The 23,446-nt window shown below is 69.7% G+C and carries 18 protein-coding genes; 5 read left to right on the top strand and 13 right to left on the bottom strand.

The window, feature by feature from the left end:
- The 9 genes from NJ376_RS13555 to NJ376_RS13595 all read right to left on the bottom strand — a co-directional run.
- Positions 1-485, bottom strand: a 485-nt coding sequence (locus NJ376_RS13555; protein WP_252953805.1) for a DUF445 family protein, incomplete at its 3' end; no start/stop codon positions are given.
- A gap of 385 nt (positions 486-870) precedes the next feature.
- Positions 871-1,404, bottom strand: a complete 534-nt coding sequence (gene ppa, locus NJ376_RS13560) for an inorganic diphosphatase (RefSeq protein ID WP_252953806.1) — start codon at positions 1,402-1,404, stop codon at positions 871-873.
- Between the two features lie 118 nt (positions 1,405-1,522).
- Complete coding sequence (locus NJ376_RS13565) at positions 1,523-2,926, bottom strand: HlyD family type I secretion periplasmic adaptor subunit (RefSeq protein WP_252953807.1); 1,404 nt, start codon at positions 2,924-2,926, stop codon at positions 1,523-1,525.
- On the bottom strand, positions 2,910-4,649 hold the full coding sequence (locus NJ376_RS13570; protein WP_252953808.1) for an ATP-binding cassette domain-containing protein: 1,740 nt from the start codon (positions 4,647-4,649) through the stop codon (positions 2,910-2,912). The genes NJ376_RS13565 and NJ376_RS13570 overlap by 17 nt, the downstream gene beginning before the upstream one ends.
- The gene (locus NJ376_RS13575) at positions 4,646-6,385 is read right to left on the bottom strand and encodes an ATP-binding cassette domain-containing protein (RefSeq protein ID WP_252953809.1); all 1,740 of its coding nucleotides are present in this window, start codon (positions 6,383-6,385) and stop codon (positions 4,646-4,648) included. The genes NJ376_RS13570 and NJ376_RS13575 overlap by 4 nt, the downstream gene beginning before the upstream one ends.
- Before the next feature lie 5 nt (positions 6,386-6,390).
- Entirely contained in the window at positions 6,391-7,125 is a 735-nt protein-coding gene (locus NJ376_RS13580) for a hypothetical protein (RefSeq protein ID WP_252953810.1), read from the bottom strand.
- 229 nt (positions 7,126-7,354) lie between these two features.
- The gene (locus tag NJ376_RS13585) at positions 7,355-8,599 is read right to left on the bottom strand and encodes a glycosyltransferase family 4 protein (RefSeq protein ID WP_252953811.1); all 1,245 of its coding nucleotides are present in this window, start codon (positions 8,597-8,599) and stop codon (positions 7,355-7,357) included.
- Entirely contained in the window at positions 8,596-10,761 is a 2,166-nt protein-coding gene (locus NJ376_RS13590; RefSeq protein WP_252953812.1) for a glycosyltransferase, read from the bottom strand. Before NJ376_RS13590 ends, NJ376_RS13585 begins: the two co-directional genes overlap by 4 nt.
- Positions 10,762-10,951: 190 nt before the next feature.
- A complete protein-coding gene (locus NJ376_RS13595; RefSeq protein ID WP_252953813.1) occupies positions 10,952-11,677 on the bottom strand; it encodes a calcium-binding protein in 726 nt (241 codons plus the stop codon).
- A gap of 415 nt (positions 11,678-12,092) precedes the next feature.
- Between NJ376_RS13595 and NJ376_RS13600 the strand changes: the two genes are divergently transcribed.
- The 3 genes from NJ376_RS13600 to NJ376_RS13610 all read left to right on the top strand — a co-directional run bounded on the left by NJ376_RS13600 (position 12,093) and on the right by NJ376_RS13610 (position 17,515).
- On the top strand, positions 12,093-15,260 hold the full coding sequence (locus NJ376_RS13600; protein WP_252953814.1) for a calcium-binding protein: 3,168 nt from the start codon (positions 12,093-12,095) through the stop codon (positions 15,258-15,260).
- A 195-nt stretch (positions 15,261-15,455) separates the two neighbouring features.
- Positions 15,456-17,078 carry a flavin-containing monooxygenase gene (locus NJ376_RS13605; protein WP_252953815.1) on the top strand — a complete coding sequence of 541 codons (1,623 nt, stop codon included), beginning with the start codon at positions 15,456-15,458 and terminating at the stop codon, positions 17,076-17,078.
- Positions 17,075-17,515, top strand: a complete 441-nt coding sequence (locus NJ376_RS13610; protein ID WP_252953816.1) for a PaaI family thioesterase — start codon at positions 17,075-17,077, stop codon at positions 17,513-17,515. Before NJ376_RS13605 ends, NJ376_RS13610 begins: the two co-directional genes overlap by 4 nt.
- Before the next feature lie 200 nt (positions 17,516-17,715).
- On the opposite strand, the gene NJ376_RS13615 is transcribed toward NJ376_RS13610, so the two are convergent.
- The 4 genes from NJ376_RS13615 to secA form a co-directional block, all read right to left on the bottom strand.
- On the bottom strand, positions 17,716-17,913 hold the full coding sequence (locus NJ376_RS13615; protein WP_252953817.1) for a hypothetical protein: 198 nt from the start codon (positions 17,911-17,913) through the stop codon (positions 17,716-17,718).
- A 15-nt stretch (positions 17,914-17,928) separates the two neighbouring features.
- Positions 17,929-18,120, bottom strand: coding sequence for a hypothetical protein (locus NJ376_RS13620; RefSeq protein ID WP_252953818.1), 192 nt, complete (start codon positions 18,118-18,120; stop codon positions 17,929-17,931).
- 129 nt (positions 18,121-18,249) lie between these two features.
- Positions 18,250-18,414: a hypothetical protein gene (locus tag NJ376_RS13625; RefSeq protein WP_252953819.1), complete on the bottom strand. Its 165-nt coding sequence runs from the start codon at positions 18,412-18,414 to the stop codon at positions 18,250-18,252.
- Positions 18,415-18,731: 317 nt separating this feature from the next.
- A complete protein-coding gene (secA, locus tag NJ376_RS13630) occupies positions 18,732-21,467 on the bottom strand; it encodes a preprotein translocase subunit SecA (protein WP_252953820.1) in 2,736 nt (911 codons plus the stop codon).
- 196 nt (positions 21,468-21,663) lie between these two features.
- Between secA and NJ376_RS13635 the strand changes: the two genes are divergently transcribed.
- Together NJ376_RS13635 and NJ376_RS13640 are read left to right on the top strand one after the other, a co-directional pair.
- The gene (locus tag NJ376_RS13635; RefSeq protein ID WP_252953821.1) at positions 21,664-22,320 is read left to right on the top strand and encodes a glutathione S-transferase family protein; all 657 of its coding nucleotides are present in this window, start codon (positions 21,664-21,666) and stop codon (positions 22,318-22,320) included.
- Between the two features lie 154 nt (positions 22,321-22,474).
- Complete coding sequence (locus NJ376_RS13640; protein ID WP_252953822.1) at positions 22,475-23,362, top strand: peptidylprolyl isomerase; 888 nt, start codon at positions 22,475-22,477, stop codon at positions 23,360-23,362.
- Positions 23,363-23,446 lie beyond the last annotated feature (84 nt).

Here is a 23,446-nt window from a genome sequence, read left to right on the forward strand (position 1 = left end):
AGCAGCCGGCCGAGCAGCCGGCGGGCGCGGCCATCCTCCAGGCTGGCCAGCAGCCGGGGCAGGGTGGCGGCCATGGCCTCCGCCGCCGGGCGGGCGGCGGCGGGGTCGGCCATGAAGCTGCGGAGGATGCCGGCGAGGTCCAGCCGCGCGATGACCCGCGCCACCTCCGCCTCGGTGAAGACATGGTTGGCGACGAAGCGGCCGAGCCCCTGGCCGAGCCTCTCCTTCTGCCGCGGAATGATGGCGGTGTGCGGGATGGGCAGGCCGAGCGGCCGGCGGAACAGCGCCGTCACCGCGAACCAGTCAGCGATGCCGCCCACCAGCCCGGCCTTGGCCGCGGCCTGGAGCAGTTCTGTGGCATAGCCGGGCGGCAGGGCATAGCCGGCCAGCAGCAGGGCCGCCATCAGCGCCAGCAGCAGGGTGGCGATGGCGCGGTGGCGGGCAAGGGCCACGCGCAGCGCGGCATCGGGGTCGGCGGCAGACATCCGCGCCATAGCTAGGTGAACGGGCGGCGGCTGGGGAGGGGGGGGAAGGACGCGGAGGAAGTCCCGCCCCCGGCAGGGCCTTCCGCCTAGCTGTTCACCCCGCCGACACGGGCAAGGTCCGGGGACGCAACCCCCCCCCCCAAGCCCCTAGTACTACCTGGGCAGAAACGAAAATTCCGCAGAGAAATCAGTGGCTTGCCGGCCAGGGCCCAATTTCGCACCACTCTGAATTTGCTGAATTTTCGGTCGTTTCCGCCCAGGTAGTGCTAGAGCAGATCGCGTTCAGATGGAATCATCTGAACGCGTGAAGATGCTCGCAAAACAACGGCCTAGAGCATGCTCCGTGAGCGCAAGCGAACGCAGCATGCTCTAGCCGTCGCCACGGTCACTCCGCGGCCTTGGCCCGCTCGATCGCCTCGAGGATCAGCTTCCGCGCTTCCGCCGCATCGCCCCAGCCCAGGACCTTCACCCATTTGCCAGGTTCCAGATCCTTGTAGTGCTCGAAGAAGTGCTGGATCTGATCGAGGGTGATCTGCGGCAGGTCGTCGTAGTTGTGGACCTTCTCGTACCGCTTGGTCAGCTTTGGCGTCGGCACGGCGATGATCTTCTCGTCTCCGCCGCCATCATCTTCCATCCGCAGCACGCCGATCGGGCGGACATTGATGACCGCGCCCGGCACGATCGGCCGCGTGTTGGCAACCAGCACGTCGATCGGGTCGCCGTCATCGCTCAGCGTATGCGGGACGAAGCCGTAATTCCCGGGATAACGCATCGGCGTGTAGAGGAAGCGGTCGACGAAAAGCGTGCCGGCCGCCTTGTCCATCTCGTATTTGATGGGTTCGCCGCCGATCGCGACCTCGACGATCACATTGACGTCGTCGGGAGGGTTCTTGCCGATCGGAATGGCGTCGATGCGCATGCGGCTCGTGCTCCATGGAAGGCGTTCGCACCGCAGCATGTGCCGCAGCGCCGAGGGCAAGGCAATGGGGACCGCAGATCGGACGGGGCCGGCGGCCGCTGGCCCCGGCCCCCCGGCCTCAGTCGCGGAAGGCACGACGGGCGGAATTCCGGAGCGGCGACCAGAGATAGGATAGCGGCGTCCGCCGCTCGCCCAGCACATAGACCTCGGTCGGCATGCCGGCATTCATCCGGAGCTCGGGAAGCCGGTCGAGCATCGCCTGATCCATTTCCGCCCGCAGGACGAAGTAGCTTACCCCCTGCGGGTTCTGCTGCGCATCCGCGGCGACATGGATGACGTGGCCCGGAATGACCGGCATCTCGCGCATGCGGTAGGAGGTCAGGCGGACATTCACCCGTTGCCCGACCACCACCTGTTCGATATCCGTCGGCAGCACCTGGGCCTCGACGACGAAGCGGTCCCGCAACGGAACGATGTCGAGGATGGGCTGGCCGGCGGCGATGCTGGCGCCCGGGGTGAAGGTCTGGATGTTGGTGATCTTTCCGGCCTCCGGGGCCAGCACCTCGCGCCGGTTGAGGATATCCTGTGCCGCGCGCAGCGAGGCGAGGGCGGAGGCGGTGGAGGCCTCCGTCGTCTGCAGGTCCGTGGCGATGTCGGACAGTCGGGTGAGGCGGATCGTGGCGAGTTGCCGCTCGGCCTGCGCCACCTGCTCGCGCAGCTGGCCCTCCTGCGCCAGGGCAGTCTGGATGGCGGAGGAGAAACTCGCCTCGGTCCGCTGCAGCTCCAGCACGGTGAAGCGGGAGGCGAAGCCCTGCTGCAGCAGGCGGGACAGGCCCGCGATCTGCTCCCGCGTCGAGCGCACCTGAATTTCCGCCGCTTGGCGCTGACCGCGCACGCCGGCGATCTGCTCCTGCACCTGGCTGATGGCGCGTTCCTGCACCGCCACCTGACCGTCATAGGTGTTCCAGCGGGCGGCGAAGAGCGACTTCTCCGCCTCCAGCAGGTTGAGCACCGCGGGGTAGTCCACGGCGGCGCGCTGGACATCCTCGGGGAAGGTGAAGCTGCGCTGCTCTGCCTGCTCCGCCCGCAACCGGGCCATCCGGGCCCGGCCGCCCCAGTATTGGGTGCGCGCCTGGTCGGCGGTCGCCTCCGCCTGGGTGACGTCGAGCTGCAGCAGCGGCTGGCCTTCCGCCACGACGGAGCCCTCCTGCACCAGCAGGTGGCGCAGGATGCCGGGCTCCAGCAGGTTCACCGTCTTGCGCCGGCCTTCGGGAATGAGCTGGCCGGTGGCGATGACGGACTGCTCCATCCTCGTCATGGTGGCCCAGCCGAAGAAGGGCACCAGCGTCAGGCCAAGGGTCAGCATCGCCATGCGGGCGATGCGTCCGACCGGTGGCGCCTGCACCTGGGCCTCCAGCAATTGCTCCACCGGGACCGGCGGCGGCAGTGTGGTCGGGCTGCCGCCCTCGGCCGAAATCAGGGCGCGGCTCTGGTCCGGCCGCTGGTCAATCAACTCGTGCAAGGCTGCCCCCCATGATGTCGGCGTCCTGCTCCGCAGGGCGCACCTGCCACTGGCCGTTCTTCCCCAGCAGCAGGCGGAGATCCGTCAGATCGTTCCAGGTGCGCGGCTCGTGCGTCACCAGCAGCACCACGGCGCCGCGCGCCTTCGCCTCCTCGACCGCCCGACGCATCACGGCGCGGGACTGGCCGTCCATTCCCACCTCGGGCTCGTCCAGCACCAGCAGCCGGGGGTCCCGGTAGAGGGCGCGGGCCAGGCCGATCAGCCGGCGCTGGCCGGCCGAGAGCCCGGCTGCCGTGCCGGCCGGCGTCTGGTAGCCGAGCGGCAGCCGGCCGATCATGTCGTGCGCCCCGGCGGCGCGGGCGGCGGCGACCACGTCGCTGGCCGCTGCGCCCGGCCCGCGGCCGATATTGCGGAAGATGTCGCCTTCCAGCAGCTGCACGTCCTGCGGCAGATAGCCGATGCGGGCGCCGAAGGCCGCGCGGTCGCAATGCCAGCTATCCTGCCCGTCCAGCAGCACCCGGCCGGAGGTCGGCGGCATCAGCCCGAGGACGAGGCGGAGCAGGGTGGACTTGCCGACGCCGTTCGGCCCCTGCACGGTCATCATCGTGCCCGGCGCGACGCGCAGCCCGATGCCCTTGAGGATCGGTTGCGGGCGGCCTTCCGGCCAGAAGCCGAGATCTTCGATGACGAGGCCGGTCGCCGCCTCCACCTCCGGCGGATGCACCGGGGGCTCGCCATCCTGCCGCATGGTGCTGCGCAGCCGCTGCCAGGCCTGCGCCGCCTGGGCCAGGATCGCCCAATTGTGGAAGAGGTGGGAAAAGGGCTGGGTGGCGGCGCTCAGGGCGAGGGTGATGGCAAGCAGCAGCCCGACCGTTGCCTCATGCTGGATCACCAGATAGGCACCGTACATGAAGGCGCCGATCAGCACCAGGTGGGAGATGAAGTGATCCAGCTCGTGCATGGTGCCGAAGCGGTGCTGACTGGCGTCCTCGGCATCCAGCGCCGCATTGTACTTGGCATGCCAGCGCAGCAGCGTCGCCGGCAGCAGGCCGAGGCCGCGCACCACGTCCGGATGCAGGAACTGGCTGCCGAGCTCCGCCTGGGCGGCATCGAGCTGGCTGCGACTCTTCAGCATCAGCTGCCGCGTCGTCAACAGCACCACCGCGCCGATCAGCGCCGAAAGCGCCATGCCGCCGAGCCCGATCATGCCCAGCCAGAAATCCAGGTAGAACAGCAGCAGGATGGCGATGACGGCGCCGAGCAGGTCGAGGATCGCCGCTGGGGTGCGGCTGGAGAAGAAGCGCTGCACCGTTGCGATGTCGCGCAGGATGGGCAGGGCGGAGCCGGCATCGGTACGGACGGCGTTGCGCACTGCCGCCTGCATCGCCTCGAGCTTGAGGCGGAGGCCGAAGCGCTCCGCGGCGGCGGCCAGCATGGCGGAGCGGAAATGGCCTGCCAGGGTGCTGACCGCGAGCATGCCGACGAAGACGAGGCTGAGCGCCGCCAGCGTATCCAGGTTGCGGCTTTCGATCACCCCGTCCGACAGGTGCTTCATGTAGAGGACGATGCCGAGGAAGCCGAACTGCTGGGCGATGGTAAGGGCCAGCAGCGCGCACAGCGTGAAGGGGGTCAAGCCGAACTGGCCGAGCCGCAGCGGCGCCGGCCGCGCCATCGCCGGGGCGGGGCGCGCCGCGGCGCCCTGGGGGAGTGCGGTCGCGCTCATGCCGCGGCCTCCCGCGCCGGCTTGCTACGTGGCCGCGACACGGCGCGGCCACGGCCGGGCAGCCGCGCCTGGTCTTCCCCGGCCGGCACCAGCGTGCCGTTGCGCAGCGCCAGCACCCGGTCAGCGACGGCCAGCAGGTTCGGCCGGTGGGTGGTGAAGATCACGGAGGTCCGTTCCTCCCGCAGCACCTGGAGCAGGGTGGCGACGCCGGCCTCGCCCTCGGCGTCGAGGGAGCCGGCCAGCTCGTCGAGGATCAGCAGCTTTGGCCGGCCGTAGAGGGCGCGGGCGAGGGCGATGCGCTGGCGCTGGCCCATGGAGAGCTGATGGCTCTGCAGCAACGGGGTGGCGTAGCCATGCGGCAGGGCGATGATCGCCTCATGCGCCTGGGCGCGCTTGGCGGCATCCAGGACCAGGCCGGGCTGCGGCATTTCCAGCCGGGCGATCACCTCTTCCACCGTGCCGCGGGAGAGCAGGCTGTCCTGCGGCAGGTAGCCGACATGCCGGGCCAGGTCGCGGCGGTCCCATTGATGGGTGGCGTGGCCGTCCAGGTAGATGCCGCCGATGCTTGGCCGCATCACCCCCATCAGCAGCCGCAGCAGGGTGGATTTGCCGCTGCCCGAGGCGCCGACGATGGCGACGATCTCGCCCGGCTCCACCACCAGGTCGATGTTGCGCAGGATGGGCGGGTTGGGGCCGCGGAAGGCAAAGGACATGCGCTCCACCACCAGCCGGCCTTCCGGGCAGGGGTAGGCGAGGCCCTCGGCCTGGGCGCCGCCCTCGTCCACCAGCTTGCGCAGGCGCTTCCAGGCGGCCGCCGCCTCCGCAATGGTCTTGGCATGGGCGCCGATGCCGACATAGGGCATGACCACCATCCCGACCAGCATCACGCCGCCGGCGATTGCCGCATGCACGCTGATGCCGGAGATGGTGAAGAAGGCCATCATGCCCATGGAAGCGCCACGGAAGGTGCCCATCAGGAATTCAAGCGCCGTGCGCAGCCGTTCCGCCCGGCGTTCCGCCAGCCAGGCCTCGCCGCCGCCGGCAGTGCTCAGCGCCACCCATTCCCGGGCGAGGGCCGGCAGCATGCCCATGGAGAGCACCGCCTCGCCGCTGCGCATCGCATCTGCGGCATGGCCATAGGCGCGGGCATTGGCCTGGCCGGAGAGGACGGCCGCCTGTTCGCTCGCCCGGGCGAGCAGCAGGCTGAGGATGGTGGCGAGGATGCAGTAGGCCAGGGCCATGATGCCGAGGGCGATCTGCATATAGGCCACCAGGGCAAGCAGCACGGGGGTGATGATGAAGTTCAGCGCCGAGCTGGTCGCCGAGCTGGCAAGTGCGGTGCGCAACTGCTCGATATCGTTGACGACCTCGGCCGAGAGCGTTTCCGGCCGCCCGGCACGCTGGGCGGCCGCCAGCGCCGCCGGGACCGCGAGGCGCTGCGCCGCGTAGCGTGCCATGCTGCCAATGGAATAATGCTGCAGGGCCCGCAGCGCTGCCATCGTCGCCAGGCCGATCAGCCAGAAGACGGCGACCGACTCCGCCGTCTCGGCGCTCAGGGTCTGCGGGACCTTGCTGATGAGCTGCAGCTTGTTCATCAGGATTGCGAAGCTCAGCAGCAGCGCTAGCAGGCTGAGGATGATGACCAGGATCAGCCAGCCGCTCGCGGCCCGCAGCACCTGCTCGATCGCGCGCTGCAGCATGGCTTCCGGCGTCTGGGGCCGGTTGCTGCCGGACATCGGGCTCAGCTCCAGTAGCCGGCGGCGGCGGCGGCCAGGGCGGCACTTACCGCGCTGGCCAGCAGCGCGATCAGCGCCGCCTGCCAGGGATCAAGATGCCCGCCCGCCGCCGCCGCCTTCTCGGGCGCGGCAGCGTCGGCCAGCCGCGAATCCAGCCGGGCGATCCACAATTCCAACTCGTCCAGGCGCTTGTGCAGCGCGGTGTTGTCGCGGGCGATGGCGGCCACCGCCTCGACCTCCGGCAAGGTCTCGGCCCGAGCCCGCAGCGCGGCATGTTCGGCCCGGATCTCCTTCTGCTCGGCAGCCATGGCTTCCACAGCACGCTGGAGCTGGGTGGCCACCTGGGTATCGTCCGGGCGGCGCAGCCGGATCGTCACCGGGTAGCTCCGGCCATCGGCGCCGAGGCCGGTGAGGCTGAGTTCGCCCCGGCGCTCGAACCATTCGGCGGTCAGCGGGAATTCGAAGGCGTGGCAGCCATCGCCGATGCCGTTGGCGGCAAGGTCCGGCCGGGCGAAATCGGCGACGGTGCTCGCCACCACCTCCCCGGCCAGGCGCAGCTCCACCGGCACGCGGTAGCCGGGGTAGGCGGCATCCCAGGCCCAGCCATAGATCCGGTCGGCGGTCGCATTGTCCACCATCCCGCGCACATCCGACGCAACCTGCGCAGTCTGTCCCGCCACACCACCCTCCGGCATCTGGCCCGCCTCCGGTCCCGGTTTGCGCGCATCCACCATGGTCATTCAGACAGTCTCCCGAAACCGGTCTTGGAAAGTTAAGCGACCGGCTTGCAGCATTCGTCGTCGCCCCAATCGCCGTTCCGGCACGGATGTCGTTCCGGCATAGAGGACCTCTGGCCGGCGCCTGGGCCAGCCGCGCTAATTTTCCAGGGGCTATTGCCCGCCAAGTGGCTGTTTCCCCCGGCGATACCGCGCGGCCGGCCCGGCTCCGGCCGCTCGCCGCGGGGCAAGACTACGCCGAAACCGCCTCCAGCGCATCTTGATAGAGAGTAAGATGGCGCTTCGCTACTTCAGCGATAGTGGGCGGCGCTTCGATACGAGCCACCAGCCTTTCCCACAATCCATCCGACTCGACGGCATTGCGAATACATTGGGCGAGGCCCACCGGGTCGTTCACCGGTGCATGCAGCCCATCCACCCCGTCCCGCACCATCTCCGCCATGCCACCGATGCCGCCGCAGATGACCGGCCGGCGGTGCAGGAAAGCCTCCTGGATGACCAGGGGGGCGTTCTCCCACCAGATCGAGGGGACGACCACCCAATCCACCTTGGCTATCAGCCCCGGCAACTCCGCCGCAGTGTAGGGGCCGACCCAATTGGCCGAGGGCGTCGCGGCGAGGTCGGCCTTCAGCGTCTCCATGAAGGCTTCGGACTGGTAGGCGGCGCCGCCATGCAGGGTGACGCGGTGCGCGACGCCGGCCGCCTCAAGCTGGCGGGAGGCGGCGAGCAGCACGAGGCTGCCCTTGAAGCGGTTCAGATGGCCGAAGAAGCCGATGCGGTCGCGCCTGCCATCCGGGGCGGGGCGGTGCGGGGCCGGGGGCACCGGCAGCAGCCCGTTCGGCATCACCTCGATCCGCTCCGCCGGCCAGCCGGCGGCGATGTAGCGGTTCCGGGCGAAGGCGGAGGGGGTGAGGATGCGGTCGAAATCCCGGAAGACGTCGCGCATCTGCAGTTCGCGCATGACGAAATCCGCCCCGGGCCGGCCGGGGAAGCAGCCCTGGCAGGCATCCAGCGACGGCCCGCCGCAGAGCCGCCCCGCGGTCGTCAGCATCTGGCCTTCCTGCGGGCAGAGCGGGAAGAAGTCATGCGCGGTGAAGATGAACCGGGCGCGCGGCGCGGCCCGCCGCAGCAGGTCGATGCTCTCCACGCCCCAGAGCAGCGCATGGTGCAGGTGGATGACGTCCGGTGCCAGCTCGGCCACCAGCGGCAGCAGGCTGGCCAGGCCGTAGGTGTCCGGCTGGGCCAGGAAGAAGCGGTCGAAATGGCCGAGCCAGACCAGCATCTCATCCGCCGCGTCGCCGATGCCCTGCAGCATGGTGCCCGGCCGGCGCTCCCGGTGGCTGCCGGTCACGGCGGCGAGGAAGACCCCCTCCACCTGGTGCCGGTCCCGCAACTCGCGGAACAGGTTGCGCGCCAGTACCTCCGTGCCGCCGGGTTGCAGGCTCGGGTGGTTGTGGCAGAGGAATAGCAGCTTCATCGCGCATCCCCCCCGAAGGCGGAGGCCGGGCGCGGCATGCGCGCCATGAGGGCCTCGATCGCCGAGTCCCAGCGGCCATGGTGCAGCAGGCGGTTGTAATTGCCGGCCAGGGTCCGGGCGTAGCCGGCATGGTCGCGGATCGACTGCCGCTCGAAGTGGAAGAGCTCGCTCTGCGGCACATAGGCGATGCGGAAGCCCGCGGCGCGGAGCTTCAGGCAGAGATCGCTGTCCTCGTAATCGCCGATCACGTAGTCCAGGGTGAGGCCGCCGACGGCGCGGTAGGCCTCGGCCCGGGCGCAGAAGGCGGCGCCGGTGACGCCCGGCACCTCCCGCATCTTCTGCGCCGCCGGCCAGTATCGCGGATAGCCCTTGAAGTAGTGGTTGTTGAACCACTCGCCGCCGGGGCCCCGTTCGAAGAACAGCCCGGCATGCTGCAGCGAGCCATCCTCGAAGAGCAGCTTTGGCCCGACCGCGCCGAGCTTCGGATCGGCCTCCAGCGCCGCCAGCAGGGGCGGCAGCCAGGACCTGGCCGCCGGTACGACATCGGAGTTGAACAGCAGCAGCACCGGCGCCGTGGCGTGGTCCGCGCCCGCATTGCAGGCGGCGGCATAGCCGTAATTGACCGGCTGGATCAGCAGGGTGACGGGCCGCGCGTAGAGGCCGTGCAGCCCGCGCAGCATGTGCTCCACCTCGTCCCGCTGCTCCGGCGAATCCAGCACATAGATCAGCTCCGCCTCGGCCAGCGAGGGATCCCGCGCGAAGGCGCCGAATTGGTGCCGGAGGAAGCGGAGGTTGCGATAGAGCGGAACGATGAGGGAGGCGACCGGCGCCGCCTGCGCCCGGCCGATCCGCACCACATCCGGTGCGCCGCGGCTGCCCATGATTTCGGCATGCAGCCGGGCCACGGGGGGCGCGATGCAGTCCGACAGGATCTCCCGCGTCACATGCGCCGGGGCGATGGAGCCCAGCACCTTCTCCCGCGCCGCCTGGGGGTGCAGCAGCCCGGGTGGCGCGGTCAGCAGCGCCGAATCGCCGGTGCTCAGCTCCAGCCGCAGGGACCATTGCGCCACCGGCCGGCGGGCGGCGGCAGGCAGGTAGGCGACGAGACCCGGCTTGCCCTGGGCCCCACCATGCGGCGACTCGGCATAACTCTTGAGCAGATCCGCCCGCGGGAAGCGGTGCGCCTCGCCAAGGTCTAAGCGCTGCTCCTGGTCGCCCAGCAGGGCAAGGCCGGTGACCAGCCCGAGCGGGTCCCGCAGCCAGCCGCGCAAGAAGAGACCGCCCGAAGGGTCCGTGACCGCCATGTCGAGCGAGCCGCCGAAGGGCTGGTCGGGCTCGGCCAATTGGCGAAAGGGCTTAGTGGGGGCAAGCAGCGCCTGGTCCCGGAGCATCTGCCGGAAGGCCGGCTCGGCCAGGGCGCGGCGACGGATCTCCGCCTGGGCGCCACGGAAGAGGTTGCGCGATTCCGCGTCCTTGCGGCGGCCGAGCTCGGCAAGACGGGGCAAGGGGCCGCCGGCGGGCGCCAGATGGATCGGGCCGGGCGCCTCGGGCGGCAGCAGGAAGCCATCCGCGAGCTGCCTGTCCGGCAGGATGAAGCGATCCGCCGCCAGGGCGAGGCGGCGAATCCGCCGGCGACCGATGACGTAATGCACCCCGGCCTCGGTGGCGATGCCGGCGGGAGCGGCCCAGAGAATGGCGTCATGCCCGCAGCGGGCCAGCGGCAGCGCCACCCGATCCGGCGCCAGGGTCAGCTCGGCGAAGGCATGGCAGGCGGCGGCAAAGGCCGCATCTTCGGCGACTCGCAGCAGGCCGAGGGCTCGGGCGGCGAGGAAGCGGAGGATCGACAGGGCGAGGGCAGGGGAGGGAGCGCCGCCGATCAGCTCTCCGAGGTCCTGCAGGCGCTGGAGATGCAGCGCGGCACTGCCGTTCCGCCCCTGCAGACGAAGGACGGCGCCGGTTTGCAGGCCGGGCTGGGTCCGCAGCAGCAGCAGCCGCAGCGCGGCGCCGTCCCCCAGCGCGAATTGCTGCCAGGAGATGCTGCTGCGGAGCGGTTGCCCCGCCAGTTCGAAGCTCGGCTCCTGCAGGTCGAGAGCGGCTTCGGGCAGCCCGGTATCGGTGCGGATGCCGACCACGGCGATGCCGGGCGAGAGCAGGACCAGCACGGCAGAGGCATGGGCGGCGGCATCCTCGGGGACCCTGTCCGGGCCATGGGCCGCGGCACCCTGCGATGCCTCCTTAGAAACATGGACGGCGGCATCCTGCGATGCCGCCGTGTCCTTTTCGATCGTATTCAGGGCAACCCCCGCCGTCACCAAGCTTTGGTAGCAGGCATCGGTTGCCAGAGGCTTACCGTTACGACAGACCCTGGATCTTCACCCAGCTGGACAGGTCGTTCACCAGATCCTCGGCGGTGGTGCCGCTGATGCCGCTGACGGTAATGGTGGAGCCGCCGCCGAGGTCGATCTTCACCGTGTTCCCGGTGACGCTGACCTTGCCGGCGAGGTCGTCCAGGCTGCTGATGCCGTTGACGCCCGGCAGGATCTGCACGGAGTCACCCGGCTGGAAGCCGGAGATGGTGTCGCTGCCGAAGCCGCTGACATCAAAGACGAAGGTGTCGTTGCCGGTGCCGCCGATGAGCAGGTCATCGCCCAGGCCGCCGATCAGCGCATCGTCGCCCGCACCGCCGGAAAGGGTGTCGTCGCCCTCGCCGCCGACCAGATAATCGCTCCCGTCGCCACCGCTGACCTTGTCGTCACCGATACCACCATCGATGGTATCGCTGCCGTCATTGCCTTCCAGGGAGTCGGAACCGGCGCCGCCATCGAGGGAGTCGCCACCCTCGCCACCCTTGAAGGTGTCGGTGCCGTCGCCGCCGAGCACGATGTCGTTCGCCGCACCGCCCTGGACGTAGACGTCCGTGCCGTCGGTCGCGTCAACCGCCACAACACCGTCGGTGCCGCCGCGGTTCAGAATAACGTCAGAAGAATCAATGTGGTAGTAGGCGTCCTGGTGGGGACCAATCCCGCCCAGACCCGTCTCGCTACCGTCACCGCCAATGATTGAAGCGTAATCGCCCATTGCCCGCACCCCAGCGTGATTTGACGCGCAACGGCGCCGTAGGACCTGCCGCTTCTTTAACCAGGGGTTGAGGTAGGGTCAACGAAGAAGCGGAAGCCTTGACAACTCATTACACCGCTCGTTGCAGCCCCGGTTCTGGCCGCGGCCAGTGACGGGACGTTCCGTAAGCGGCGAGGATTACGTTGCATCGCCACATCGCGAGAATTCGCCTCAGGCGCGGCATCCGCTGTGGCCCCGGGATGTCGCGGGACCACCCGCAATACGTGTCCTTAACGCCGGGACAACCATTGCAACAAAATGAGACGGCTGGTCTTCTTCACCGGCGAATATGAACACCGTATAAACCAATTCAACCACTCAACGGCCAGGGCCAGTTTCGCCCCGGGCCCGAGTTCGCGATTCGGAGGCCGGGAAGATGCCTTTCATCAATGGCACGAGTGCCAACAACACCCTGCTTGGCACGCCGGATGCTGACACATTCCAAGGGTTTGGCGGCGACGACACCCTGATCGCCGGCAGCGGCGGCTTGGACCAGTTCTTCGGTGGCACCGTCGGGGCGGATGACGGCATCGACACCGTCGACTACTCGGACCTCGGCGTGGGGGTCAGCGTTGATCTCGCCAACGGCATCGACAGCCTCGGTGATGAGTTGAGCGGCATCGAGAATGTCGTTGGCTCGGCCTTCGACGACAACCTGACGGGCGACGACGCGGCGAACCGGCTGGACGGCGGCGCGGGCGACGACAACCTCACGGGCGGCGGCGGCAGCGACACGCTGATCGGCGCCGCCGGCAGCAACCCGCTGGACGGCGGCAGCGGCAGCGAGACGGCAGACTACAGCGGCCTCGCCGGCCCGATCACCTACGACGCGGTGCTGGGCACGGTGGTGCATGGCAGCGACAGCGACACCCTGCTCGACAGCGAGCGGGTGGTGGCGACCGTGGCGCCGACCGACACGGTGACCTACGAGAATGCCGGCGCGGGCGTCTCGGTCACCCTCGGGGTGGTGGACAGCCTGGGCCACAGCCTGGTCGGCATCGAGAACGCCACCGGCTCGGCCTTCGGCGACAACCTGACGGGCGACGACGCGGCCAACCGGCTGGACGGCGGCAGCGGCAGCGACACGGCAGACTACAGCGGCCTCGCCGGGCCGGTGGTGGTCGCGCTCGATCTGGGCTACGCCCAGCATGGCAGCGACATCGACACGCTGATCAATGTCGAGAACGCCATCGGCACCAGCGGTGACGATTTCCTCGGCGGTGACAGCGGGGCCAACCGGCTGGAGGGCGGCGCCGGCAGTGACACCCTGGCCTCGGGCACCGGCGGGGCGGATACGCTGATCGGCGGCGATGGCTACGACATCGCCGACTTCGCGGATCGCACCAGCAGCATCTCGGTCGATCTCAACACCGGCCTGGTCAGTGATGGCGGCATCGTCTCCGGTATCGAGGGCGTCGTCGGCGGCAGCGGCGGCGACAACCTGACGGCGAATGCCGCGATCGGCGCCTGGCTCGACGGCCGCGTCGGCGACGACTTCCTGCAGGGCGGCATGGGCGACGACACGCTGATCGGCGGGGCCGGCGACGACGTGCTGGATGGCGGCGCGGCTGGCAACGACGTGGCGAACTACGCCACCGCGGCAGGGCCCATCAGTGTGGACTTGGCCACCTTCAGCGCCACCGGCGACGGCACCGACACGCTGCTGAACATCGACACCGTCATCGCCACCGCGGGCAATGACACGCTGCATGGCGACAGCGGCGCGAACTACCTGTTCGGCGGTGCTGGCGACGACCTGTTGCTGGGCGATCTCAGCGGCGACACTCTGGTGGGCGGCGACGGCAGCGACACCGTCTCCTACACCGCCTCCGACGAGGCCGTGGTCATCAGCCTCGCTTCGAACCTGGCGGGTTCCCTTGCCGGGACCGGCATTCTCGATGCGCTGAGCGGCATCGAGAACGCCATCGGTTCCGCCTTCGGCGACTACATCGTCGGCACCACCGGCAACAATTCGCTGGAGGGCGGCGAGGGCGACGATGTGCTGGTCGGCTTCGGCGGCCAGGACACGCTGGTCGGCGGCGCCGGCTATGACATGGTCGATTTCCGCACGCTCAGCGGGGGCGTCACGGTCAGCCTCGACATCGGGAATGGGACCGGCAGCGAGGGCATCAGCGGCAGCACGCTGATCGGCATCGAGGGCGTGGTCGGCACCGCCTTCGGCGATGCGCTGACGGGCGATGGCGGCGACAACTACCTGGTCGGCCTCGCCGGCGACGACAACCTCACCGGCGGCGCCGGCAGTGACACGCTGCTCGGCGGCGCCGGCGACGACGTGCTCGATGGCGGCGAGGGCAGCGACCTCGTCGACTACCGGGACGCGGCCGGGCCGCTCACCATCGACCTCGCCACGAACAGCGCGGTCGGCGAGGGCACCGACACCCTGATCAATGTCGAGCACATCGTCGCCTCGCAGTTCGACGACACCATCCAGGGCGATGACGGCGACAACTTCGTCTACGGCTTCGGCGGCAGCGACCTGCTCGCCGGCGGCCTCGGGAACGACACGCTGGATGGCGGCGACGGCATCGACACCGTTACCTATGCGCAGTCCACTGTCGGGGTGATCGTCAACCTGCAGAACGGCTCGGCGGAGGGCGAGGGCTCCGACGGGCTGATCAGCATCGAGAACGTCATCGGCAGCGACCACAACGACTTCATCATGGGCGGTGCCGGGGCCAACAGCCTGGTCGGCGGCCTGGGAGACGATACCCTCGTCTCCGGCGGCGGCGCCGACACGCTGGTGGGTGGCGACGGCTTCGACGTGGCAAGCTTCGAGGGCCTGGGCTTCGGCGTGAACGCCTCGCTGGATCTCGGCACCGAGACGGTGACCGGGACCAGCATCTCGGGCTTCGAGGCGCTGTTCGGCACCAGCTTCGCCGATACCCTCGGCGGCGATGCGCATGGCAACTACCTCTACGGCGGCGCCGGGGATGACGCGATCTTCGGCCTCGAGGGCGATGACACGCTGCTGGGTGGGGCAGGCGACGATACGCTGAACGGCGGCGAGGGCGAGGATCTTGCGGATTTCCGCGACCTCTCCGAAGGCGTCGGCATCACCCTGGACAATGACGGCAACGGCTTCGCCTACACCGACAGCGAGACCGATACGCTGACCTCCATCGAGCATCTGGTCGGCACGCTGTTCGGCGACGAGATGACCGGCAACGATCTCGGCAACTTCATGTTCGGCTTCGACGGCAACGACTACCTCGCCGGCGGCGGCGGCGGCGACACGCTGTCCGGCGGCGAGGGCGACGATACGCTCGAAGGCGGCACCGGCGACGACGCGCTGACCGGCGGCGCTGGCGCGGATCACTTCCTCTTCAGCGCCAACGAGGGGACCGACTACGTCACCGACTTCCAGTCCGGCATCGACAGGATCGAGCTCGACAGCGCCAGCTTCGGCGACGAGAGTGCGGTCATCTCGACCCTCGGCAACGACCTCGTCATCTCGATCGGCAGCAACGTGATCGTGCTGCAGAACGTGTCGAGCATCGACCCGAACGACATCGTCATGGTTTGACGCCTTTCGGCCGGCCCGGGGCTGCCCGGGCCGGCTGCTGCCAGAACGGCAGGGAGCCGCGCCGGCCTGTCCGGCGCGGCTTTTTCGTGTCGGGGTCCGGATGGCGCGGACAAGCCTGCCCTGCGGGCATTGCGGGCCGGGCCCGCCTTGGCGAAGATGGAGGGCCGCCCTTCAGGGCCAACAGGAATGCAGGATATGTCCGAGCCGACCGACAGCCTCCCCAGCTTCGACGCCATCATCATCGGTGCCGGCATTGCCGGCATGTACCAGCTCTACCGCCTGCGGGAGCTCGGCCTTTCGGTCCAGGTCTTCGAGGCCGGCAGCGACGTCGGCGGCACCTGGTACTGGAACCGCTACCCCGGTGCCCGCTTCGATTCCGAGAGCTACACCTACGGCTATTCCTTCTCCCAGGAATTGCTGCAGGAATGGAATTGGTCGGAGCATTTCGCTGCCCAGCCGGAGACGCTGCGCTACCTCAACCACGTCGCGGACCGCTTCGAGCTGCGCCCGCATATCCGCTTCGACAGCCGCGTGACCGCCGCCCGCTACGATGAGGCGAGCCGCCGCTGGGAGGTGATGATCGATTCCGGTGAGCGCTTCCGCGCGCGCTTCCTCGTCACCGCCATCGGCCCGCTTTCCGCGGATACCCTGCCGCGCGTGCCCGGCATCCGGGATTTCCGCGGCGAATCCTTCCACACCTCCCGCTGGCCGCGGGAGCCGGTGGAGTTCGCCGGCAAGCGTGTCGCCGTCATCGGCACCGGTGCCACCGGGGTGCAGGTCATCCAGACCATCGCGCCGCTGGTCGGTCAGCTCACCGTCTTCCAGCGCACGCCCAATTGGTGCACGCCGCTGCACAACCGGAAGATCACCGAGGAAGAGCAGGCCCGGATCAAGGCCAATTACCCGGCGATGTTCGAGCTGCTGCGCCGCACGCCCGGCTGCTACATCCATGACACCGACCCGCGCAGCACCTTCGATGTCACGCCGGAGGAGCGCGAGGCCTTTTGGGAGAAATTGTACGGCGAGCCCGGATTCGGCATCTGGATGGCGAATTTCCGCGACGTGCTGACCGACCCCAAGGCGAATGCACTGTTCAGCGACTTCGTCGCGCGCAAGATCCGCCAGCGGGTGAAGGATCCCGTGACGGCGGAGAAGCTGATCCCGAAGAACCACGGCTTCGGCACCCGCCGCGTGCCGCAGGAGACCTTCTACTACGAGGCCTTCAACCTGCCGCATGTCCGCCTGGTGGACCTGCAGGAGGAGCCGATCGAGCGCGTCACCGAATCCGGCATCCGCACCAGCGCGGCGGACTACCCCTTCGACATGATCATCTACGCCACCGGCTTCGACGCCATCACCGGCAGCTTCGACCGGATCGACATCCGCGGCGTGGGTGGCCTGTCCCTGAAGGAGAAATGGGCGGAGGGGCCGAAGACCTATCTCGGCCTGATGTCGGCAGGCTTCCCCAACATGCTGACCATCGTCGGGCCGCACAACGCTTCCACCCGCTGCAACATCCCGCGCTGCATCGAGCAGAATGTGGAATGGATCACCGACCTGCTGCGCAATGCGCGGGACCGCGGCATCACCCGCTTCGAGGCGACGCCGGAGGCCGAGGCGGAATGGTCCCGCCATATCGAGGAGCTGGCCTCCGGCATGCTCTACACCCAGGTGGATTCCTGGGCGACGGGCGTGAACCGCAATGTCGAGGGCAAGGATGTGCGCCGCATCCTGCAGTATCAGGGCGGGGCGCCGCAGTACCGGGCGAAGTGCGAGGAAGTGGCCTCCTCCGGCTATGCCGGCATGGTGCTGGCTTGAGCCAGCGGCGGGTGGATGCGGCGGCGGCGCACGCCGCCTTCGAGAGGGCGGTCGCCGGCGAGCAGGAGGTCTTCGGGGACTTCTTCCTCGCCCGGCTGATGGGCCTCGAGATCACCTATCCGGGCGAGGCCTGCGAGGTGGCTTTCGAGGTCCGGGACTTCATGTTCAACCCGCAAGGCACGCTGCATGGCGGCATGCTGGCCACCGCGCTCGACATCGCCATGGGGCATTTGCTGAACCGCCATGCCGGCGGGCCGGGGACGACGCTGGAGATGAAGATCCAGTACCTGGCGCCGATTCGCGCCGGGCGGGTGGTGTGCCGAGGCGAGGCAATGCGCCGCGGCGGCACCTGGTTCCTGCGGGCGGAGGCGCGCGGAGCGGATGGCGGGCTGGTGGCCTTCGCCACTTCCACCTGGAAGCTGCTGAAGCCGAGATAGGGGAGGGGCATTGGGCCCCCCCTGCCTCCCGCTCCGCCAGGGCTGAAAGGCGTTTGGGCGGCCCTCAGCCCGCCAGCTGCACGCTGCCATCCAGCGCCATGAGGCCGGCCACCACGCCCAGCCCCGGCTTCCGTGCGCGACCTCCGCCCGGAAGGCCTGCAGCGCCGCGGCATGCGCCGCGGTCTCGGCGGCCGGCGTCGCTACCTCCACCTCGCCCAGCGCCAGCTTCGCCGCGCCGCAATCGCGATGCGGCAGCCCCACCAGCTGCCTGATGCCGTGGAGAGCTGCACGGTGATGTCCAGATTGTCCCGGAAGGCCTGGTGCCAGGTGGCGAAGCGTGGATGCACCGCACCGATCGGCCCGCCGGCGATGACGAACTGGCTGTGCCGGTCGCGCATCTGCTGCTCCGCCATTCAGGCGAGGGAGGCGGTGGTGAAGCGGGGGTCGATGCAGTTCGGCAGCATCGCCTCGTAGCTTTCGCCGGCGGCGTGGGCACTACCCGCCAGCAGCAGCCCGGCACCGAGGCCGAGCAGCCCCCGGCGGGGCAGGGTACAGCCGCAGCCAGGGGTGTGGCGCGCTTCCGGTGGGGCGATGCATTGCAGCATCAGAGGGATCCCGGGGCCACTCCGGCGACAGGGCGGCAGCGCCCTCCTATCGCATGCAGGCGCCATGCGGGACGTTAACATATTACAACAACAGCCCGTCCCCGCGGCGCCGCCGCCAGGGCGCGCCGGTCAGCGGCGCGACGGCAGATCCGGCGCCGGCAGCGGCGTGCCGGGCGGGGCAAGCTGGCGCGAGAGGGCGTTCAGCTCCTCCAGCTCCCGTCGCTCCCGCGCTTCCGGCGGGGCGATGCCCACGGCACGCTGGCGTTCTTCCACCTCGCCGCGCGGTGCGGGCACGCGGCGGCCATCCCGGATCGGCCCCGGGGGAGACTGGCGCTGCGGCGTCATGGCCTCAGGCGCCGAGGCACCCTGGGCCGCGGCCCGCCCAGCCAGCCCTGGTTGCAGCCAGAAGGCAAGGAGACAATACGCCAGAACCGCCCGCATGGGATCCTCCCGGAGCCTTTGCTCCACCATGGCGATATCCGCCGGGTGAGACCACCCGGATCGAATATTGCCCCGGCTGGTCGAAGATCCAGGGCCCTGCGCCGTCCCGACGCATTACGGCGAAAGCCATCGGACGAAGGCTGCGTCGGGAAGGTGTCGGCCGGCGGCGGTCAGACCCGCCCGTGGCAGTGCTTGAACTTCTTGCCGCTGCCGCAGGGGCAGGGGGCGTTGCGCGGGGTGCGGGCCCAGGCGGCGGCCTCGGCCTCCGTCATGCCAGGGGGCAGGGGTTGGGACAGGGGCTGGGCCATGGGGTGGGAAAGGGCGGCGGGCGGCGCCTCGGCCATGGCCAGGCCCTCGCCCGCCATGGCCGGCTCAGGCCGACGCAGATCCATCACCGTCACCGGCTCGGGCATCGGCGGCGGCGCCTCCGGCCGCAGTTCGATCCGCATCAGCACGCTGGTCACCCGCTCCCGCAGCTCGCCCAGCATGGCGTTGAACAGGTTGAAGGCTTCCTGCTTGTACTCGTTCAGCGGGTCCCGCTGGCCATAGGCGCGCAAGCCGATGCCCTGGCGCAGATGGTCGAGGCTCAGCAGGTGCTCCTTCCAGCACTGGTCGAAGACCTGCAGCAGCAGGGACTTCTCCACCATGCGCATCAGCTCGGGGCCGAGATTGGCGGATTTCGCGGCGTAGTGCCGCTCCGCCTCGGCCTCGATGCGCTCGCGCACCTGGGTCTCGTCGATCCCCTCTTCCTTCGCCCAGTCGGCAACCGGCAGGTCCAGGCCGAGCTGGTCCCGCACCTTGGCTTCCAGCCCCGTTAGGTCCCATTGCTCGGGATAGGCATTCTCGGGGATCGCGGCGTCGACCATGGCGGCGATGCATTCGTGCCGCATCTCGGCGACCGTCTCGGCGACGTCGGCCGCCTGCATGAACGCCTTGCGCTGGGCATAGACCTCGCGCCGCTGGTCGTTCATGACGTCGTCGTATTTCAGCAGGTTCTTGCGCGTGTCGAAGTTCCGCGCCTCGACCTTCTTCTGCGCCTTCTCCAGCGCCTTGTTGATCCAGGGGTGGATGATCGCCTCCCCCTCCTTCAGCCCCAGCTTCTGCAGCATCCCGCCCATGCGGTCGCTGCCGAAGATGCGCATCAGGTCGTCCTCGAGGGAGAGGAAGAAGTGGCTCGCCCCCGGGTCGCCCTGGCGGCCGGAGCGGCCGCGGAGCTGGTTGTCGATGCGCCGGCTCTCATGCCGCTCGGTGCCGATGACGAAGAGGCCGCCGGCGGCCTTGGCGCGGGCCTTGCCTTCCTCCACCTCCGCCTTGTGGCGGGCCAGCGCCGCCTCGTACTCCGGCCCTTCGCTCGCCCCGGTCTCCTGCCGCGCCAGCATCTCCACATTGCCGCCGAGCTGGATGTCGGTGCCGCGGCCGGCCATGTTGGTGGCGATGGTGACGGCGCCGGGCCGGCCGGCCTGGGCGATGATCTCCGCCTCCTGCTCGTGGTAGCGGGCGTTCAGCACGTTGTGCGGAACCTTGCGCTGCTTGAGCAGGTCGGAGATCAGCTCCGACTTCTCGATGCTGGTGGTGCCGACCAGGACGGGCTGGCCGCGGGTGCGGGCCTCGTCGATCAGCTTGATCACCGCCTCGTATTTCTCGCGGGCGGAGCGGTAGACCTCGTCGTCCATGTCCTTGCGGGCGACCGGGACATTGGTCGGGATCTCCACCACTTCCAGCTTGTAGATCTCGGCGAACTCGTCCGCCTCGGTCGCCGCCGTGCCGGTCATGCCGGCGAGCTTCGGGTAGAGCCGGAAGTAGTTCTGGAAGGTGATGGAGGCGAGGGTCTGGTTCTCCGGCTGGACAGTCACGTGCTCCTTGGCTTCCAGCGCCTGGTGCAGCCCGTCCGAGTAGCGCCTTCCTTCCATCATGCGGCCGGTGAACTCGTCGATGATGACGACCTTGTCCTCGCGGACGATGTAGTCCACGTCGCGCGAGAACAGCACATGTGCCCGCAGCGACTGGTTCACATGGTGGACCAGCGTCACGTTGTGGAAGTCGTAGAGGTTGCCCTCCTCCAGCAGCCCCGCTTCGCGCAGCATCTCCTCGACCCGCTCGGAGCCGGCCTCGGTGAGGTTCGCGGTGCGCTGCTTCTCGTCCTTGTCGTAACTCTCCTTGTCGGCGACCAGCGCCCTCACCACCTCGTCCACCCGGCGGTAGAGGTCGGAGCTGTCCTCGCTCGGCCCGCTGATGATGAGGGGCGTCCGCGCCTCGTCGATCAGGATGCTGTCCACCTCGTCCACGATCGCGAAGTTGAAGTCCCGCTGGACCATGTCCTCCAGCCGGTACTTCATGTTGTCGCGCAGGTAGTCGAAGCCGAATTCGTTGTTGGTGCCGTAGGTGACGTCGGCGGCATAGGCCTCCCGCCGCTGCTCGTCATTCAGCCCATGGACGATGACGCCGGTGGTCAGGCCGAGGAAGCGGTAGAGCCGCCCCATCCATTCCGCGTCGCGCTTCGCCAGGTAGTCGTTCACCGTGACGACATGGACGCCCTTGCCGGTCAGGGCGTTGAGATAGACCGGCAGCGTCGCCACCAGGGTCTTGCCCTCGCCGGTCTTCATCTCGGCGATCTTGCCCTCGTGCAGGACCATGCCGCCGATCATCTGCACGTCGAAATGCCGGAGGCCGAGGACGCGCTTCGCCGCCTCCCGCACCGTGGCGAAGGCCTCGGGCAGAAGGTCGTCCAGGCTGGCGCCATTGGCCAGCTTCTGGCGGAATTCGGCGGTGCGGGCCTGCAGCGCCGCATCGCTCAGGGCGGCGGTGGCGGGCTCCAGCGCATTGATCTCGGGCACCCGGCCCTGGAGGTGTTTGAGCGCACGGTCGTTGCTGGTGCCGAACAGGGCGCGGGCGAGGCGGGCGAACATGCGGGTCTTCGGACTCCGGGGCGGGCGGTGGCAGCGCCGCTGGCAGCCGGGCAGGAGAGCGGCCTCTCCGGTCGGGCGGACATGACGCGGCCCCGGCGCGGGGCGAGAGATAGGCAGCAGCCGCGCCCAGGTCAACGCTGTCGGGGTTGACCGATTGTTGCGGCGGCGGGGAAGGTCCCGGCAGAGGAGGGACCGCATGCTCACGATCCATGGCTGCTATCGCTCGCGCGCCTCGCGCAATCTCTGGCTGGCGGGGGAGATCGGGCTGGAATTCCGCCATGTGCCGGTGATCCAGGGCTACCGCCTGGCGGATCCGCTGGCGCCGGGGGCGCCGCTCAACACCCGCTCCCCGGAATTCCTGCGTCTCAACCCGAATGGGCGGATTCCGGTGCTGGAGGATGACGGGCTGGTGCTGTTCGAGTCGCTGGCGATCAACCTGTACCTCGCCCGGACCTATGGCGGGGCGCTGGGCCCGCGGGACCCGGCGGAGGAGGCGCAGATGACCCAGTGGTCGATCTGGGCGGTCACCGAGGCGGAGCCGCACACCATCGAGGTGCTCTATCATTTGGCGGCGAAGCCGGTGGCGGAGCGGGACCCGGCCAGGGCCGCGGCGGCGGTGGCGGCGCTGGCCGCGCCCTTCGCCGTGCTGGACCAGGCCCTGGCCGCGAGCGGCCATCTGGTGGGCGGCCGCTTCACCGTGGCAGATCTCAACCTGGCCGAGGTGATCCGCTACGCCCAGCCGGCGCCCCAGCTGTTCGAGGCGGCGCCGCGGGTGAGGGCCTGGCTGGCCGCCTGCCAGGCCCGTCCTGCCTTCCGCGCCATGATGGCGGCCCGGGAGCAGGAGCCGGCCTGAGCCGCCCCGGCGCAGCCCCTGGCCCGGCGAGGGGAGGCGGCGGGGGCGGCCCCTCGCGCCGCCTCCTGGGGCGGGGGAGGAGGGAGGTAGCCCCGATCCTTGCTCCGCCCTGGCCCTTCCGCCATTGTCCCGCGCCCTCCCGGAGCCAGCCCGCATGTCCCCCCGCCTTGCCCTGCTCGCCGCCTGCCTGGCCGTGCCGCTCGCCGCCCAAGCCCAGGCGCCGGAGGAGGATCCCATCCTCGCCCGGGTGAATGGCGAGCCGATCCGGCAATCCGACATGCTGGCCACCGCCTCCGAGGTCCTGCCGCAGGACATGCGCAACCTGCCGCCGGCCATGCTGGCCCAGGTGCTGCCGCCCGATATCCGCCGCCAGCTGCTCGACCGCACCATCACCGAGCGCGCCCTGGTCATTGCCGCCCGCGCCGCCGGCCTCGACAAGGATGAGGAGGTGCGCCGCCGCATCCGCCGGGCGGAGGAACAGGAGCTGCAGCAGGCGATCCTGAGCCGGGAAGTGACCGCCGCGGTGACGGAGGAGGCCCTCCGCGCCCGCTATGACCGCGACGCCGCCTCCCGGCAGGGGGAGGAGGAGGTGCATGCGCGGCACATCCTGCTGGCCTCGGAAGCCGATGCCCGCGCCGCGCTGGCCGAGGTGAACCGCCCCGGCGCCGATTTCGCCGAGGTGGCGCGCCGCCGCTCCCGCGACCCCGGGGCGCGCGATGGCGGCGATCTGGGCTTCTTCAAGAAGGCCGACATGGTGCCGGAATTCGCGGACGCCGCCTTCGCCCTGCAGCCGGGGCAGATCACCTCGGCGCCGGTGCGCAGCCCCTTCGGCTGGCATGTCATCAAGGTGGAAGGCCGCCGCCGCGCCGCGCCGCCGAGCTTCGAGGACAGCCGGGCCGAGCTGCGCCAGGCGCTGATGCAGGAGCAGGTACAGGCCGTGGTCGCCCGGCTGCGCGGGGCGGTGCAGATCGAGCGAGTGGAGCCGGCGGCGCCAGCGCCCTCGCTGCTGGACGGAGCGGCGCCGCCCCCGGCGCGGCGCTGAAGACAGCCGCCTCCGACCCTTTGAGCTGTGCGGTTCGGCCGTCGCGCCCGAACCCATGGTTTCCACAGGCCCTTCGGCCTTTGG

Origin of the sequence: Siccirubricoccus soli (assembly GCF_024178315.1) — a bacterium.
GTDB lineage: Bacteria > Pseudomonadota > Alphaproteobacteria > Acetobacterales > Acetobacteraceae > Siccirubricoccus > Siccirubricoccus soli.

Excerpts from the sequence above, each read along its gene's own strand:
- NJ376_RS13585 (WP_252953811.1), bottom strand. The coding sequence starts at position 8,599 with ATGAAGCTGCTATTCCTCTGCCACAACCACCCGAGCCTGCAACCCGGC.
- secA (WP_252953820.1), bottom strand. The coding sequence starts at position 21,467 with ATGTTCGCCCGCCTCGCCCGCGCCCTGTTCGGCACCAGCAACGACCGT.
- NJ376_RS13600 (WP_252953814.1), top strand. The coding sequence starts at position 12,093 with ATGCCTTTCATCAATGGCACGAGTGCCAACAACACCCTGCTTGGCACG.
- NJ376_RS13570 (WP_252953808.1), bottom strand. The coding sequence starts at position 4,649 with ATGAGCGCGACCGCACTCCCCCAGGGCGCCGCGGCGCGCCCCGCCCCG.
- NJ376_RS13620 (WP_252953818.1), bottom strand. The coding sequence starts at position 18,120 with ATGCTGCAATGCATCGCCCCACCGGAAGCGCGCCACACCCCTGGCTGC.
- NJ376_RS13595 (WP_252953813.1), bottom strand. The coding sequence starts at position 11,677 with ATGGGCGATTACGCTTCAATCATTGGCGGTGACGGTAGCGAGACGGGT.
- NJ376_RS13615 (WP_252953817.1), bottom strand. The coding sequence starts at position 17,913 with ATGCGCGACCGGCACAGCCAGTTCGTCATCGCCGGCGGGCCGATCGGT.
- NJ376_RS13605 (WP_252953815.1), top strand. The coding sequence starts at position 15,456 with ATGTCCGAGCCGACCGACAGCCTCCCCAGCTTCGACGCCATCATCATC.
- ppa (WP_252953806.1), bottom strand. The coding sequence starts at position 1,404 with ATGCGCATCGACGCCATTCCGATCGGCAAGAACCCTCCCGACGACGTC.
- NJ376_RS13635 (WP_252953821.1), top strand. The coding sequence starts at position 21,664 with ATGCTCACGATCCATGGCTGCTATCGCTCGCGCGCCTCGCGCAATCTC.
- NJ376_RS13575 (WP_252953809.1), bottom strand. The coding sequence starts at position 6,385 with ATGTCCGGCAGCAACCGGCCCCAGACGCCGGAAGCCATGCTGCAGCGC.
- NJ376_RS13580 (WP_252953810.1), bottom strand. The coding sequence starts at position 7,125 with ATGACCATGGTGGATGCGCGCAAACCGGGACCGGAGGCGGGCCAGATG.
- NJ376_RS13640 (WP_252953822.1), top strand. The coding sequence starts at position 22,475 with ATGTCCCCCCGCCTTGCCCTGCTCGCCGCCTGCCTGGCCGTGCCGCTC.